This window comes from Rhodanobacter sp. C01 (assembly GCF_002001045.1).
Lineage (GTDB): Bacteria > Pseudomonadota > Gammaproteobacteria > Xanthomonadales > Rhodanobacteraceae > Rhodanobacter.
Window position 1 is genome coordinate 154,460 of sequence record NZ_MUNR01000012.1, and the last position, 15,841, is coordinate 170,300.

General features: G+C 64.3%; 14 protein-coding genes. 5 read left to right on the plus strand and 9 right to left on the minus strand.

Features of this window, described 5'->3' with window-relative positions:
* Nucleotides 1–56 precede the first annotated feature (56 nt).
* From B0E50_RS12320 to B0E50_RS12330, 3 genes are read left to right on the plus strand one after another with little or no spacing between them, the layout of a single operon-like run.
* Nucleotides 57–1,346 (plus strand): FAD-binding oxidoreductase, encoded by a 1,290-nt coding sequence (locus tag B0E50_RS12320; protein WP_077441504.1) that lies wholly within the window; start codon nt 57–59, stop codon nt 1,344–1,346.
* Nucleotides 1,343–1,687 (plus strand): tRNA-binding protein, encoded by a 345-nt coding sequence (locus tag B0E50_RS12325; RefSeq protein WP_077441505.1) that lies wholly within the window; start codon nt 1,343–1,345, stop codon nt 1,685–1,687. The genes B0E50_RS12320 and B0E50_RS12325 overlap by 4 nt, the downstream gene beginning before the upstream one ends.
* Nucleotide 1,688: 1 nt before the next feature.
* Entirely contained in the window at nt 1,689–2,135 is a 447-nt protein-coding gene (locus B0E50_RS12330) for a GNAT family N-acetyltransferase (protein ID WP_168170871.1), read from the plus strand.
* Nucleotides 2,136–2,341: 206 nt separating this feature from the next.
* Here B0E50_RS12330 and B0E50_RS12335 read toward each other — a convergent pair whose 3' ends face one another.
* The 7 genes from B0E50_RS12335 to B0E50_RS12365 form a co-directional block, all read right to left on the minus strand.
* Complete coding sequence (locus B0E50_RS12335) at nt 2,342–3,952, minus strand: tryptophan halogenase family protein (protein WP_077441978.1); 1,611 nt, start codon at nt 3,950–3,952, stop codon at nt 2,342–2,344.
* A 135-nt stretch (nt 3,953–4,087) separates the two neighbouring features.
* Nucleotides 4,088–5,017, minus strand: coding sequence for an MBL fold metallo-hydrolase (locus B0E50_RS12340; protein ID WP_077441507.1), 930 nt, complete (start codon nt 5,015–5,017; stop codon nt 4,088–4,090).
* Nucleotides 5,018–5,107: 90 nt separating this feature from the next.
* A complete protein-coding gene (gene alkB / locus B0E50_RS12345) occupies nt 5,108–5,764 on the minus strand; it encodes a DNA oxidative demethylase AlkB (RefSeq protein WP_077441508.1) in 657 nt (218 codons plus the stop codon).
* Complete coding sequence (locus B0E50_RS12350) at nt 5,761–6,486, minus strand: 2OG-Fe(II) oxygenase (RefSeq protein ID WP_077441509.1); 726 nt, start codon at nt 6,484–6,486, stop codon at nt 5,761–5,763. Before B0E50_RS12350 ends, alkB begins: the two co-directional genes overlap by 4 nt.
* A 17-nt stretch (nt 6,487–6,503) precedes the next feature.
* On the minus strand, nt 6,504–7,583 hold the full coding sequence (gene ada, locus B0E50_RS12355; protein ID WP_077441510.1) for a bifunctional DNA-binding transcriptional regulator/O6-methylguanine-DNA methyltransferase Ada: 1,080 nt from the start codon (nt 7,581–7,583) through the stop codon (nt 6,504–6,506).
* Nucleotides 7,584–7,697: 114 nt separating this feature from the next.
* Nucleotides 7,698–8,699 carry an NAD(P)H-quinone oxidoreductase gene (locus B0E50_RS12360; protein WP_077441979.1) on the minus strand — a complete coding sequence of 334 codons (1,002 nt, stop codon included), beginning with the start codon at nt 8,697–8,699 and terminating at the stop codon, nt 7,698–7,700.
* A gap of 43 nt (nt 8,700–8,742) precedes the next feature.
* Complete coding sequence (locus tag B0E50_RS12365) at nt 8,743–9,444, minus strand: pirin family protein (protein WP_077441980.1); 702 nt, start codon at nt 9,442–9,444, stop codon at nt 8,743–8,745.
* A 320-nt stretch (nt 9,445–9,764) separates the two neighbouring features.
* Between B0E50_RS12365 and B0E50_RS12370 the strand changes: the two genes are divergently transcribed.
* Nucleotides 9,765–10,832, plus strand: a complete 1,068-nt coding sequence (locus B0E50_RS12370) for a hypothetical protein (RefSeq protein ID WP_254427270.1) — start codon at nt 9,765–9,767, stop codon at nt 10,830–10,832.
* Nucleotides 10,833–10,996: 164 nt separating this feature from the next.
* Nucleotides 10,997–12,655: a M28 family peptidase gene (locus B0E50_RS12375; RefSeq protein ID WP_077441511.1), complete on the plus strand. Its 1,659-nt coding sequence runs from the start codon at nt 10,997–10,999 to the stop codon at nt 12,653–12,655.
* 33 nt (nt 12,656–12,688) lie between these two features.
* Here B0E50_RS12375 and B0E50_RS12380 read toward each other — a convergent pair whose 3' ends face one another.
* Together B0E50_RS12380 and B0E50_RS12385 are read right to left on the minus strand one after the other, a co-directional pair.
* Nucleotides 12,689–14,257: an SDR family oxidoreductase gene (locus B0E50_RS12380; protein ID WP_139350861.1), complete on the minus strand. Its 1,569-nt coding sequence runs from the start codon at nt 14,255–14,257 to the stop codon at nt 12,689–12,691.
* Nucleotides 14,258–14,420: 163 nt separating this feature from the next.
* Nucleotides 14,421–15,839, minus strand: coding sequence for an MDR family MFS transporter (locus tag B0E50_RS12385; RefSeq protein ID WP_254427293.1), 1,419 nt, complete (start codon nt 15,837–15,839; stop codon nt 14,421–14,423).
* Between the last annotated feature and the right edge of the window lie 2 nt (nt 15,840–15,841).

The following is a 15,841-nucleotide window of genomic DNA, read 5'->3' on the forward strand; positions in this document are numbered from 1 at the left end:
CGGGAGCCGGTCATGCTTGATCGGCAACAGCTACAGGCTGGAGTCACAACGGCTGCATGAAACCCTCTTCGGCCAGCTCCTATTACCGCGCCACGGCCACGCCGTACGAGCCCTTTGCGCCATTGCAGGGCCGCACTCATGCGCGCGTCGCGATCGTAGGTGGCGGTTATGCGGGATTGAACACGGCGCTGGGATTGGCCGAACGCGGCGTGCGCGATGTCGTGTTGCTGGAGCGTGAACAGGTCGGCTTCGGTGCTTCGGGCCGCAACGGAGGCTTCGTTTTCGGCGGCTACTCGCTTGGCGAGCAGTCGCTGCTCGGGCAATTGGGGCCAGCGCGTGCGCAGGCCCTGTTCAAGCTCACCACCGAAGCAGTGCAGCGCATTCGCCAGCGCATTATCGATTACTCGATTGCCTGCGATGCGGTCGATCAGGGCGTGATCTGGGCCAACTGGTTCCGCGATCCGGGCGTGCTGCGCCAACGCCAGCAGCTGCTGGCCGAGCAGTATGGTGTGCAATGGCAATGGCTGCCGCAGGACGAGTTGCGCGGGCTCGTCCGCAGTGAGCGTTATCACGATGGTTTGTACGAACGCGATGCGCTGCATCTGCATCCGCTGAACTACGCGATCGGGCTTGCGGCTGCCGCAGGCGCGCACGGTCTACGCATCCATGAAAACAGCGGCGTGCGCAGCCTGAGCCGCGAAGGCCTGCAATGGCGCCTGCGCACCGCCCAGGGTGAACTGCTGGCCGATCAGGTCGTGCTGGCCTGTGGCGGCTATCTGGCGGGGCTGCGGCGATCGATCGATCGCGCGATCCTGCCGATCGCCACTTACGTGATGGTGACCGAACCGCTGGATCACCGACTGGATGAATGCCTGCACACCCGCGCGGCGATCTATGACAGTCGCTTCGCTTTTGACTATTACCGCGCATTGCCCGATACGCGCTTGCTGTGGGGTGGACGCATATCGATCCGCAATCGTTCGCCAAACGCGGTGCAGCGGTTGCTGACGCGGGACCTTCTGCGGGTGTTTCCGCAACTGAAGGGAGTGAAGGTCGACTACGCGTGGTCGGGCCTGATGAGCTATGCGCGCCACCAGATGCCGCAAATAGGCAGCAGCGGGGACGGGCTATGGTGGGGACAGGCATTCGGTGGACATGGCCTGGCGCCGACGTGTGCCGCCGGTGAACTGCTGGCGGCAGCGATTGCCGCGGGCGACGATGGCTGGAAGCAGTTCGCCGACTATGGTCTGGACAGCACGCACCGGCCGTTCGGTTATCTTGGCGCGCAGGCGAGTTACTGGTGGCAACAGGGGCGCGACTGGTTGAAGACGAGGGTGGAAGGATGAGTGAGCAAGTGGATGAAATAAGCTGGGCGGATTTCGAGAAAGTGCTGGTCGTCGCCGGTACGGTGATCCGGGTCGAACCATTTCCGGAAGCGCGCAAGCCAGCCTGGAAGGTCTGGGTGGATTTCGGTCCCTACGGCGAGAAGAAGACCAGTGCACAGATTGCGGCGCTGTACAGCGCTGAGCAATTGCTCGGCCGGCAGATCGTTGGCGTGATCAATTTTCCGGAGAAGCAGATCGGCCCGTTCCGCTCGCAATTCCTGCTGACCGGGTTCCCGACCGATGATGGCGTGGTGCTCACGGCGATCGAGCGCGCGGTGCCGAACGGTACCCGGTTGGCCTGACATGCGGGATGCGTCCTGTTTGCGGCGTGCCTGTGCCGAGGATGCTGCGGAAATCGCACGACTGGCCGGCGAGCTTGGCTATCCGGCCGAGACACAGACCATGACCGTCCGGCTCGCTGCACTGCTGCCGCAACCGCAACAGCATGTGATGGTTGCGCAAGCTGACGACGGCAGGTTGCTCGGCTGGATTGCCGTCGAGCGTCGGCTCACGCTTGAATCCGGCGAACGCATCGAGATCGTCGGCCTGGTGGTAGATACCGCAGCCAGGGGCAGCGGTATCGGGCACGTGCTGGTGAGCGATGCGGAACACTGGGCACGCCAGCAGGGATTCGACGCCATTTGGGTGCGTTCCAATGTGACACGATTCCAGTCGCATCCGTTCTACCAGCGTCTGGTCTATGTCCATCGGAAAACCCAGCACGCCTATACCAAGTTGCTTGATGCGTGAGTCAGCTGCGTTACCCATTTCGTCACCATCGCTTCGATCCGCTGGTGCAGCTTGCCCGTTTCGCTCGCAGTTCCCGCTTGTCGGTTTTTCCACGGATAATGACGTGGTGCTCAGCTAATGACGTGGTGCTCAGCGCGTTGAAGCGGCCGGTACCCAACGGCACATGGCTGGGTTGAGCACGCGGCGTTCGCCGCCGAAACGGTTGCCTACCAGAGATAGACCTGCAGCGATGGTTCCCTCGACTTGAGCGGAATCCGCTGCAACAGCTCGCGCTGGTCGGGGTAATTCATCGCGCTGCGTTCGAGCAGGTTGTCGATCTGGGCGAGATCATGCTGTGCCTCTTCGGACGTGGGCGGGCGCATGTGCTGCGGATCCGGGAACAGTCCCACGCCAGCGAGCAGGCTGTACCAGGACATCGTCGGATAGCCCTGGCCGAAGACACCTTTTTTCAGTCCCGGAATGATCGGCTTGCTGGCTAGCCAGGTGGTCAGCAAATGCCGGAGCGGGCGCGACAAGTGGGTGTTGGCTGCGTTTGCGCGCCAGTAATCGGTGTCGGTGCGCGTGTTGGTCTTGTAGTGGGTGACGATGTAGTCGCGGGTACCCTCGAACTGGACGTTGATCGTCTGGTTGAAGTTTGCCCGCGCCTCGGCACCGAGGTCGCCCTTTTCCAGCGCCGCGACGAACATGTACGCGGTCCTCTGGACGAACAGCAGGGTCGTGGCCTCCAGCGGCTCGATGAACCCCTGCGCCAGGCCTACCGCGAGGCAGTTGCGGTTCCAGCTTTCGGCGACGCGGCCGACACGCATCTTCAGGTGGCGTGCCGGCACGTCCGCATCCAGCACGCCGAGATGCGCACGCAATTCCGTCTCGGCCTGCTCGGGCGAGCAGTAATCGGTGCTGTAGACGTAGCCATTGCCGTAACGGTTGGTCAGCGGAATCTTCCAGGCCCAGCCGTTCTTGAGCGCGGTGGAGACGGTCTGCGACATGATCGGCCCGTCAATGGGCGTCGCCAGGGCAATCGCCGCGTTGTTGAACAGGTTCTCCGCGTAGGGAACGAACGGTGTCTTCAGTGCCTTGCCGATCAGCAGCGAGGCAAAGCCGGTGCAGTCGATGAAGAAGTCGGCATCCAGTATCTCGTCGCCCTCGAGGCGCAGGGAACCGATGTCACCATTGTCCTTCAGGATCACCTCGTTCACGTGGCGTGCGACATGGCGCACGCCGCGCTCCAGCGCTTTCCTGAGCAGAAAGGCGCCAAGCAGGGTGGCATCGAAGTGGTAGCCATGCCAGATGTCGAACGGGAAGCTGTGCGCCGGTTTGGGTGCCCGGCAGTCGCGCGCCAGACGGCTGGCGATGAAGAATCGGTCTGGGTGTGCGTACACGTCGGCATGGTTCAGGCGCGAATGCACGTTGTTGATGAATTGCGTCATGGTCAGGTTGTCGAGCATCGACGCAAATGCGTGGAAGTAGCTCTCGAAACCCGGACGTGTCGACCACTTGTCGAAGGTGATGCCGTTTTTGTAGGTCGCGTTGCAGGCGGGCATCCATTCGGCTTCCTCGATGCCGAGGTCCTCGAAGAAGCGGCGCAGGAACGGTGTCGAACCCTCGCCGACGCCGATCGTGGCGACTTGCGGCGACTCGATCACGGTGACTTCAAGCCTGGATCCATAGGCCGTGTTGGCCAGCGTCAGTGCCGTCATCCAGCCGGCGGTGCCACCACCGACCACGACGATCCGGCGTACCGGCGGATCGGCCTCGATCCGCGTGCCAGCGCGATGCGCGGCAGCAGGCTCGTTGAATGGTGCGGCGGTGTCTGGCATGGCGCAGGTCACTGACTTGTCGAGGCGGTGCCCAAGAGGAATCCATTTCGGGATCGTGGTCAATAGCCGGTGCCGGTGTCCCGATGATCAGGTAATGGCTGCGATGGCTGGTGTTGTCGTGACTGACGCGGCGATTCAACGAGTGACGCGATCCAGCCAGACTTCCAGCCCCTGCGCATTCAGCTCGATGTCCATGTGCAGCAGTTGCTCCAGCACCGCATGCCCCTGGCTCCATCCGTGTGCATGTGCACGCGCGGCATACAACTCGGTGAGGCCATCGACCAGTCTGGCGTGCCTGTCAGGGCCAGCGTCCGCCTCCAGCGCAAGCGCCACCATGGCGTCGATCTGCACGTGCAGGTCGGCGGCCAGTCGGGTGACGTCCTCGATACGGCCGAAGTGGGTGGGGTACATCGCCACGGGTTGCAAGGCGAGCAGGCGATCGATGGAGGCATGCAGCTCTTCCGGATCGAACTGCACCGGCGAGGTGGTGGGCAGGATGAACGGCCCCTTTGCGGTATCGAATTCGCGATAGGAAAGGCCAAAGACGTCGCCTGTGAAGCACACATCCGCTTGCTTGTCGTGGATGGCGATGTGGTGCTTGGCGTGACCGGGGGTGTCGAGGCAGTGCAGGGGCCGCCCGGCCAGGCTTGCGATGTACCCATCCTGAGCTTCAACCACGCGCTCGGCGGGCACCGGTCGCAGCCGTCCATATTCCCGTTCCATCACGGCCTCGCCATATACCGCACTGGCACCGGCCCACAGCACCGACGGATCGATCATGTGTCGCGCGCCGCGCGGATGCACGACCAGTTGGGCATTCGGCAACCGTGCGATCAGCTCGCCCGTGCCGCCGGCATGGTCCAGATGTACATGGGTAAGGATCAGCCAGTCCACATCGGCAGCGGTGATCCCGGCATCCACCAGTGCAGCCAGCATGCGTGGCACGGAATGGTTGGTGCCGCAGTCGATGAATGCGCCACGGCCGTTCTCGACGATCAGGTACGCCGCATCAAACCGTGGCCGCACGAAACCGGTGTCGATGGTGTGGATGCCGTGGACGGTCATGCCTGCCTCGCGATGAGTCGATTCGGCGAGGTTAGCAAGTCGCGCAGGGGGAAGCACTTGCGCCTTGGTCGAGCCGGGCCTGTCCCGGCCCTATCCCGCCTTGCGGAACGTCAGGTTGATGCGGACTCCGCCGAGTGCTTCGTGATATCCCGGCTTGAGCGGCATCACGCCGTGGTAGCGCAATCGCGCCGGACCACCCCAGACCACCACGTCGCCATGTGCCAGCGGCACGCGGACCTGTGCATCCTTGCGCAGCCTGCCGCCGAACAGGAACACCGCTGGCATGCCCAGTGAAACCGACACGATCGGTTGTCCGAGATCATGCTCGTCGCGATCCTGATGCAGGCTCAGCCGTGTGCCAGCTTCGTAGCGGTTGATCAGGCAGGCATCCGGCACAAAGCCGGCAAACCCGGCGTGCGCCGCCGCGGCAGTGGCCAGCTGCAGGAATGCCTCCGGCAATCCGGGCCAGGGCTTGCCGCTGAGCGGATCGACCGGATCGTAGCGATAGCCACGGCGGTCGCTGACCCAGCCGAGCGATCCGGCGTTGGTCATGCCCACCGACATGCGAAAGCCACCAGGCGTGATCAGATGGCGGAACGGCGTTTGCATGACTACCGCGTCCAGCGCGTGCAGCAGCGCAGTCTCATCGGCCAGTGCAAAGCCGCGCAACACCACCGCGCCATCGCACAGCGGTTCGTCCCAGCGTACTGGGCTGGTCACGTTGCCGAACAGGTCCGCCGTATTCATGCAGCGTCGTGGAAGATGATGCCGAGGGTATGCCGATGGCCAGAGCGCACACGACTCACGCCGTGGCGCAGGTTCACCCGATAGCTGCCGCGCACGCCCTGCACCGGACGATGATGCACGGCGAAGATCACGGCATCGCCCTGGCGTAGCGGCACGACTTCCGGACGCGACTGCATGCGCGGACGCTGTTCAGTCAGCACGAACTCGCCACCGCTGAAATCGCGTCCCGGCTCGGACAGCAGGACCGCCAGCTGCAGTGGAAATACATGTACGCCGTACAGATCCTGGTGCAGGCAGTTGTAGTCGCCTGCACCATATTGCAGCAGCAGCGGGGTAGGGCGTGACTGGCCGGCTGCATGGCAGCGATCGATGAATTCTGCATGCGTGGCCGGATAATGCACGGCGATGCCCATCGCTGCATTCCAGCGATTTGCGATCGGTGCGAGGTGCCGATAGAACGCCTCGCGCAGACTGGCGATCAATGCCGGCAACGGATAGCTGAAATACTTGTACTCGCCGCGCCCGAAACCATGCCGCTCCATGGCGATGCGGCTGCGGAACGGCGACTCATCGGCATAAAGGCTGGCGAGGGTCTGGCACTCCTGCGGTGACAGCAACGCTTCGAGCATCGTGCAGCCCTGCGCGTCGAGTTCACCGGTGACGCGGACCCAGTCGAATACCTGCAGCCGCGCATCGGCGCCAGCGGTTGCGGCTGCATGCATGCGGTGTAGCTGTACATTCACCGCGAGGCCTCGCGATCCAGCAGGGTACGCTTGCGTTGAACGCCCCAGCGGTAGCCGGACAGGCCACCGTCATTACGCACCACGCGATGGCACGGGATCGCCACTGCCAGTGCATTCGCCGCACAGGCCTGGGCCACGGCACGTACGGCTCGTGGTGAGCCGATGCGCCGGGCAATCTCGCTGTAGCTCGCGGTGCTGCCTGCCGGGATATCACGCAATGCCTGCCACACGCGTTGCTGGAACGCCGTGCCACGCACGTCCAGCGGCAGGTCGAGACCGATCGCGGGGGCTTCCACGAAGCCGACCACCTGCGCCACCAGCTGTTCAAATGCACGGTCGCCACCAATCAGGTTCGCCTTCGGGAAGCGATCCTGCAGGTCGCGGGCCAGCGCCTCCGGATCGTCACCCAGCAGGATCGCGCAGACGCCGCGCTGGCTCTGCGCAACCAGGATCGCGCCGAGCGAACACTCGCCAATGGCAAAGCGGATATCGTTGTCGATGCCGCCGGCGCGATAGCTGGACGGTGTCATGCCAAGCATCTGGTTGGCGGTTTCGTAGAAACGGCTGTTGGAGCTGTAACCGGCATCGTAGATCGCCGAGGTCACCGTATCGCTGCGGTCAAGTTCGCTGCGCACGCGCTGGGTGCGGTGTGCCACGGCGTACTGTTTCGGGGTCAGTCCGGTCACGGCCCTGAACACGCGGTGGAAGTGGAACGTGCTCAATCCGGCCTGCTTCGCCAATTGCTCCAGCGTCGGTTCCGTCTCGGCATTCTCTATCCAGCGACATGCTTCAGTGACGATGGCCGCATGTTGCTCCGGCAGCGAGGGCTGGTCGGGTTTGCAGCGCTTGCATGGGCGGAAGCCGGCGCGCTCGGCCTCGGCCGCCGTGGCATGGAATGCCAGGTTCTCGGGCCGCGCCGGGCGTGCCCCGCAGGACGGACGGCAATACACGCCGGTCGTCCTGACCGAATAGAAGAATGTGCCATCGGCACGCGCATCGCGGCTCTGCACGGCAGCCCAGCGTGGATCGTTGTGGATGGCCGTGGCCAGTTCGGCATTTTTGACGGAGGCTTTCATGAGTGCTCCTTCCAGCGGTTTATCTCGTGCTGCCCAAGTTACGCATCGCTGGTGCAGGAAACACTCCGACTCTTGCGCTCGAATTCGTGAATCCCGAAAACATGCGGCTTCGGTTCACCATTGCAGCACGAGCTTGCCGATGTGTGCACTGCTTTCCATCAGGGCATGTGCACTGGCGGCTTCGGCGGCAGGAAACACCTGATGGATCACCGGGCGCAGCTTGCCTGCTTCCAGCAGTGGCCAGACCTTTTCGTGCAGCTTGCGGGCCAGAGCGGCCTTGAACGCGATGGGACGCACGCGCAGGGTTGATCCGGTCAGGGTGAGCCGCCGTCGCATGATCGTTGCCGCATCGATGGTTGCCTTGCCTCCGCCGAGCGTCGCGATGAAGACCAGCCGGCCGCCATCGGCAAGAGCATCGATCTCGCGCGGTATGTAATCGCCGGCGACCATGTCGAGGATCACGTCCACACCGCGACCGGCCGTGGCCTGCCTCACCACCTCGACGAAATCCTGCTCGCGGTAATTGATGGCCAGCTCCGCGCCGAGTTTCTCGCATGCCGCGCATTTCTCCGTGCTGCCGGCGGTGGCGAACACACGATGGCCCAACGCGCGTGCCAGCTGGATCGCAGTGACGCCGATGCCGCTGGAACCGCCTTGTACAAGCAGGGTTTCGTGCGCACCGCCTTCGCCGCGACCGAGCTGACCGCGGTCGAACATGTTGCTCCACACGGTGAAGTAGTTTTCCGGCAGCGCGGCCGCCTCGACCAGCGACAATCCGCCCGGAATGGGTAGACATTGTGCCAACGGTGCCACCGCATATTCGGCATACCCGCCGCCGGCGAGCAGGGCGCACACGGCATCACCAAGTTTGAGGTCGAACGGATTGTCGCCAGTCAGATCGCCCTCGACCAGGCTACCCGCCACCTCCAGTCCCGGCAGGTCCGATGCGCCTGGCGGCGGTGCGTAGTTGCCCTGGCGCTGGAACACGTCAGGCCGGTTGACTCCGGCAGCGGCCACCTTGATCAGCACCTCGCCCGGGCCTGGCTGCGGAATCGGCCGTTGAGTCAGCTGCAGCACATGTACGTCGCCGGGCCTGGTGATCTCGATCGCTTGCATGGTGGACATGGTGTGGCTCCGCGGTCGCATGACCGTCAGTTGATCAGGGCGCCGTGTCGACCAGCACCAGTTCGGCGGCGTCCAGCGCGGTTACCCGCAGCACGGTTTCACCATGAATGGCTGCACCATCGCGGGCATCCAGTTTCACGCCGTTGAGTTCGACCGATCCCCTTGCCGGCACCAGATAGGCGTAGCGACCGGGAGCCATCGTGTACTCCGTGGTTTCGCCAGCCTTGAGCGTGGCGCCGAGCACGCGCGCATCGGTGCGCAGGGGCAGGGCATCGGCGTCCTCGCTGAAGCCGCTGGCCAGCGCCACGAAGCGGCCGGAGCGGTCGCCGACCGGGAATGACCTTTCGCCCCATGACGGTGGGCGTCCCTGCTCGTCAGGGATGATCCAGATCTGGAAGATGCGGGTGGTGTCCGTTTCCAGGTTGAATTCGCTGTGGGTGATGCCACTGCCCGCACTCATCACCTGCACGTCACCGGCGGCGGTGCGACCGGCGTTGCCGAGGCTGTCGCGGTGGCTGATCGCGCCCTCGCGGACATAGGTGATGATCTCCATGTCCGCGTGCGAATGCGGCGGAAAGCCGCTCTGTGCGGCGATGGTGTCGTCGTTCCATACCCGCAGCGCACCCCAGCCCATGCGTTTCTGGTCGTGGTAGCTGGAAAACGAAAAATGGTGTTTCGCCTTGAGCCAGCCGTGGTCGGCTCCACCCAGGCTGTCAAAGGGTCTGCGTTCGATCATGGTGATGGTTTCCGCAATGGTGGCTGAAGCCACCAAGATAGGTCCGATGCACGGGCGAACACAGGGGCCATGGCGGAACGGACTGTTGCCGGATCGAGCCAAGCACCTCCTTCGCCAAGATCGCCATTCCGCCACGGCCAGGTTTCGATACTGCTTTCTGGTTCACACTTTCAGGCCACGGGGGATGCCAAGGTAGCGTCGAAACCAGCCGGAATGGGTGGTTGTCCAGAGTGTTTCCTGCGAAATGTGGCGCTTGCGGAGACCAGCGTCGCAACCGCATCAGCGAAGAAGGTTGCAGTGTGCGAGCAGTAGCATTCGAGGTGAGTTTGCAAGCGGCCTTGCCGGCCAAGTCTCCGTTTTTCCCTCGCACCACCATCGACGCGATGCTGGCCGATTTGCCTACCGCACACCGGGCGCCCCCGATCGGGCGCCGGGGTGTCCAGCAGCAGGGGTTCGGACAGCCACGCAACGCCCAACGCGGCCTCCGGTTGCGTTTTGTCTATTTCCCGGGAGCTGCCGACAACGAGCGGTACTCGGCCTATCACCAGCACCTGGTCAGCGCCGAAGTGCTGTTCGGACGTGTGCTGGCGGCCCATTCTGCCGGGCTGCGTCCGATCGCGCCGGCACTCGATTACGCCGCCGAGGCACGTGCCTTGGTGCGGCCGCCGCGAGCACTCTTTCACGCGAGCACACTGGAACATCGTCGCTGGTATGACGGTGACGGCTCTGCGCGAGCGGAGCCACTGACACGGGAGGCCCTCGCAGCACAATTGGTGGCTGACGGCCTGTCGATCGAGGATGCGCGCCATCGTGCAGCGCATCGATCGCATGCCCTGCCGGCGGTCGATCAGGCGTGGCTTATCGATCGGCGCAAGACTTTGCTGGATCAGCGTCCGCTCAACCAGGCGGAATTCCATACTCTGGTCGACGCCATCGAGGGCGCTTACCGGACGCCAGCCGGCGCAACGCAACAGGTAGTGCATGCCAATCGCCGGATTGCGCTGCGCGTTGCGGCCATGCTCGGCAGCATGCTCGACGAATTTGTCACGTCGCCCTTCAAGGTCGCCGAATTGGGCCACGCCTTCAACGAGATCCATCTGGCCCATCTGCGCCGCGGCATCGAGAGCTCGCGCCAGGCGGAATCCGATTCTGGCGTGTTGCTGGCGGGGCCCAAGGCCTGGTTTGCGGCAAAGGCGGCAAGGATGCGCGCCGAGCACCAGATCGGTCTGGCCATGTCGCCCGGTACTTTCCCGGCCATCCGGTTGTCTGCATATCCGGTGGTGGCCGTCGTCGGCGGCAAGCTGCGCACGTTCCTGGATGGCTGGCGTCGCGGTCGTGACCGTTCCCGCACCGCGGATATCGCGCCGTTGTTTGCGGCCTTCGGTTGAGCAGGATTTTCCTGTTCGAGGGATGCGCAGGGTCGTCGGGCACTGTCGTTGCCGCAAGGCATCGAGGTTCCTGATCTGACGCAATATCTTGCGGTATTCGCGCCTGTTGCAGCCAGCAGAGACACCTGAGTACATTCGCTCCCTCGTCTTCGGGGGAAGCGTTTGTGTATCGCCTGTGGTTGACCGCTGTCATCAGCCTGCTTCTGGCTGCCTGCCACCATCATTCGGCCGACGGCAGAAACCCTGGCCAGTCCGACGCGACGTTCTCACCCGGCATCACCGAAGCAGATGTCAGCGCGCACGTGAAGGTGCTCGCTTCCGACGCGTTCGAGGGCCGTGCGCCCGGCAGCCCGGGTGAACAACGCACCATTGATTACCTGATCCGGCAGTTCCAGCGCATCGGTCTGCAACCGGGCAACCACGGCAGCTGGCTGCAGCCAGTGCCGTACGTGCAGGCCACACTGCAGCATGCCGACCAGGCCACGCTCGCCATTGACGGCAGCAAGGGCAAATCCGGGCTGGCTTTCGGCAGCGAGATGGTGGTCGGCTCTCCGGCGAACCAGCTGCATGCCGAAGTCAAGGATTCGCCGATCGTCTTCGTCGGCTACGGCGTCGATGTGCCTGACCAGCAATGGGACGATTACGCAGGACTGGATCTCAAGGGCAAGACCGTCGTGATGCTGGTCAACGATCCGGGCTGGGGTAGCCAGGATCCGATGCTGTTCAAGGGGCGCGAGCTGACCTGGTACGGCCACTGGGCGCGCAAGTTCGAGGCTGCTGCACGCCGTGGTGCCGCTGCGGCTTTCATCGTGCATGACACCGAGGCGGCGGGTTATCCGTGGAACGTGGTGCAGACTGGCTGGAGCGGCCCGGAGTTCAGCCTGCCGACCAGCGAGGATCCGGCGCCACGATTGCCGATCGCCGGCTGGCTGACCACGGCGGCGGCCAGAAAGCTGTTCGCCGATGCCGGTGTCGATTTCGATGCGCAGAAGAAAAGTGCCGACGCGCGTGGCTTCAAGCCAGTCGAGCTGGACGCCAAGGCCAGCATCGCGATCGACAGCACGATCACGCATGGTCAGTCGAACAACGTGGTCGGCGAACTGCCGGGCAGCTTGCGTCCCTACGAGGCGATCATCTATTCCGCACACTGGGACCATCTCGGCCGAAATGGCAACAAGATCTATCACGGCGCCGTGGATAACGCCTCGGGCGTGGCCGGTCTGCTCAAGATCGCGGAGGCGTTTGCGCATCGCAAGCCCAAGCCGGTGCGCTCGGTCCTGTTCCTGGCGCTGACACTGGAGGAGTCAGGCCTGCTCGGCTCGCACTACTACGTCAACCATCCCGTGGTGCCGCTCGACCTGACCATGGCCGATATCGACATGGATGCGTTGACGGTGATCGGACCCAGCCGCGATATCGCGGTCATCGGCTATGGCCAGTCGCAGCTCGACGGCTACCTCGCCGAGGCAGCCAGAACGCAAGGGCGCGCCTTGACGCCGGGCCCGGCACCGACGCAAGGATTCTTCGCGCGTTCGGGCCAGTTCAATTTCGCCAGGGCCGGCGTGCCGGTGCTGTATGCGCGCTCCGGGCTCGATCTGGTCGATGGCGGCGTGAGCGCCGGGCGCAAGGCCTATGCCGACTACATCGCGAACCGGTATCACCAGCCCGGCGATGCCTTCGATCCGAACTGGGACCTGCGCGGCATGGTGCAGGACCTGCGGTTGCTCTACATGGTCGGCAGCAAGCTCTCGACCGGAACCACACCGTTCCCGCAATGGAAGCCCAATAGCGATTTCACGCGTCCAGGCACCGAAGCGAAGTGATCCGCCGGTGGATGGCCGTGGCGGCGCCCGGGTTTACCAATCGGTGGGCCGGTAGTCCTTCAGGAACTGTCCCCACACATGCTCGCCGGTGTTGATGCCGCTGATGATCGGATCGACGATGCGCGCGGCGCCGTCGACGATGTCCAGCGGTGGGTGGAAACGTTCCTCCAGAACTTTCTTCGCGGCGAGCTCCGCCGGATCCTCGTCGGTCACCCAGCCGGTGTCGACGCTGTTCATGTGGATGCCGTCGTTGTGGTAATCGGTGGCTGAGGTGCGCGTCATCATGTTCAACGCAGCCTTCGCCATGTTCGTATGCGGATGTCGCGTGGTCTTGAAGTTGCGGTAGAACTGGCCTTCCATCGCCGACACGTTGACGATGTGCTTGTCGCGCTCGGGCGTGCGCAGCATCAGCGGCTTCAGCCGCGCATTGATGATGAAGGGTGCGATCGCGTTGACCAATTGCACTTCCAGCAATTCCACCGACGGCACCTCGGCCATCAGCAGCCGCCATGAATTGCGCTCGCGCAAGTCAATCTGCTGCAGGTCCTGGTCGAGCTTGCCCTCGGGGAACAGGTGGCTTTGTGCCAGCAGTTCTTCCGGCAGCAACGGCACCTGCGACAGTTCGGCGGCGCGGGTCAGGCCAGGCAGTTCCGACGTGCGACCGGCCAGCAGGTTCGTCGAAGCACCGGCCTCGGGCAGGATGTTCGAACCGCGCAAGCCCTCGTAATGACCGACCAGCTTGCGCACGTGCTCCGGCATGTCGTGCAGCGCGGCCGTCTCGCCGTCCATCATGTGCGCGTAGAAGTCCGGCGGACGACGCACGGTCTGACAGGCGTTGTTGATGATGAAATCCAGTCGAGGCCGCGTGGCGACCAGCTCCTGGCAGAACGCTTCCACACTCGGCGTGTGGCGCAGGTCGAGTCCGTACACCTGCAGGCGATGGCCCCATTCGCCGAAGTCAGGCTCTTCGGCATAGCGCGCCGCCGAGTCGCGCGGGAAGCGCGTGGTGACGATCAGTTCCGCGCCGGCGCGCAGCAGCTTCAGGCCAGCCTGATAGCCGATCTTCACGCGACCGCCGGTCAGCAGCGCGACGCGTCCATGCAGATCGACCAGCTCGGTGCGCTTGGCGTAGTTGAATGCCGCGCAGGTCGGGCACAACTGGTCGTAGAAGAAGTGGATCGCTGAATACTTCTGCTTGCACACATAGCAGTGTTTCGGCTCGATCGACTCGCGTGGCTGCGCGGCATCGGCCTGCGGATGGATGTCGTGGGGCTCGAAGCCGAGCGGGGCATGCACATTAGGCGTGGTGAACACCGGTCGGCGGCGCAGCTCGCGGATACCGGTCTGGTTGAGTACCGCATCCTCGGCCTGGATCTTCGACGCATGCCGCGCCTTCTCGGCTGCCTTCAGCTTGATGCGTCGTTGGCCCGGATCGGGGTGATAGACCTGCGCCACGGCCTGGTGCAGGCGCTGGCGATCTTCCGCCGGCAACGCATCCAGCAGTTGCCGATCAGCGGCGACCGATTCCAGCAGCGACGCGGCAGCGCGCAGCCGCTCCAGCAGCGTGGTGTCGGTGTCATCGGGCAAGGGCGTGGTGGTCAAGAGCGTTATCCGTGGTCGAGTAGGGCAGTGCGGGATGCCGGTGGCAGGGTGTCGCACGTGGCCAGCCGCGTATTTTGCCTGTTCCGGCCGTGCAGCGGGAATAAAGCGGGTCGTCGGCATGCCACGCGGGTGAACCCGCAAGGCGGCACATGGATGGCCCGGCCTATTTTTTCCGGTGTCCGCTCAACTCGTGCCCCGCGTCGTGCGCGAATCCGAAGTGCCAGTACGTCGAGCTCAGCGAGATCACGGTGACGATCAGGAAGGCGAGCGAGAAATCGTGCAACTGCGGCTCGCTGTGCTGGCCCGCGGCCATGCTGAGCTTGAGGATCAGCGCGCCGCTGCATACGCCCACCGAGAGCATCAGTTGCTGCAAGGTGGTGTAGAAGCCGTTGGCGGAGCTCATGCGCGCTGCCGGCACGGCCTCATACGCCACGGTGTTGTAGGCCGCAAACTGGAACGACATGAAGGCACCGCAGCACATCAGCAGCCCGAACATCACGGCAAACGGCCAGTCCGGCCGGAACAGCGCGCAGACCGCATAGCCCAGGCTGGCCAGGATGCCGTTGTAGAGCATCCCCCGGCGAAAGCCGACCCGGCGGAGGAGGCGTGGCGTCACGGTGCGCGTCAGCACCGCGCCCAGCGACGTGGCGAGGACCAACTGGCCGCTGCGGACCGCGGACAGGCCAAAGCCGATCTGGAACATCAGCGGCAGCAGAAAAGGCTGGGCGCCCTGGGTCACCCGCATCAGCGAGCCCGAGATCACCGACAGCCGGAACGAGTCGATCTTCAGCAGGGACAGATCCAGCAGTGGCGCCGCACAATGCTTCGCGTGGCACAGGTAGCCCAGGCAGGCAGCGCTGCCCACGGCCAGCAAGGTCAAGGCGTGGCCCAGGTCGGCGTTCTGTCCGATCTGCTCGAAGCCGAACAGCAGGCAACCCAGACCGATTCCGCACAGCGCAAAGCCGTGCAGATCGAAGCGCACCGGTTGCGCCGCCCGCGGAATCTCCGGAATGAACCGGCGCACCAGCCAGAAGCCGAGCAGCCCGATCGGCACGTTGATGTAGAAGATCCAGCGCCAGTCCAGGTAGGTGACGATGAGGCCGCCCAGCGGCGGCCCGATCATCGGGCCGAGAAAGGCCGGCACCAGGCTCCACGACATGGCCGAAACCAGGTTGCGTCGCTCCACCGTGCTCAGCAGGATCAAGCGCCCGATCGGCGCCATCATCGCGCCGCCCGCGCCCTGCAGCAGGCGCGCGGCCACCAGCATCGGCAAGCTGTGGGTCAGCGAGCACAGGATCGAACCGAGCACGAACACGCCGATCGCGACGCCGTACACCCGCTTGCTGCCGTAGCGGTCGGCCACCGCGCCGCTGACCGGGATCAGGATCGCCAGCGCCAGCAGATAGATGGTCATCGCGATGCTCATCGCCGGCGCCGTGACATGGAAATCGCGTGCCATGGCAGGCAGCGCGGTGGCGAGCACGGTGGCGTCGAGCTGCTCCATGAAGATGGCGCAGGCCACGATCAGGGAGGTCACGCGGTAGTCGGGAAATGCCGGTTGGAGCGTGGCTGGCTGGGGGATGG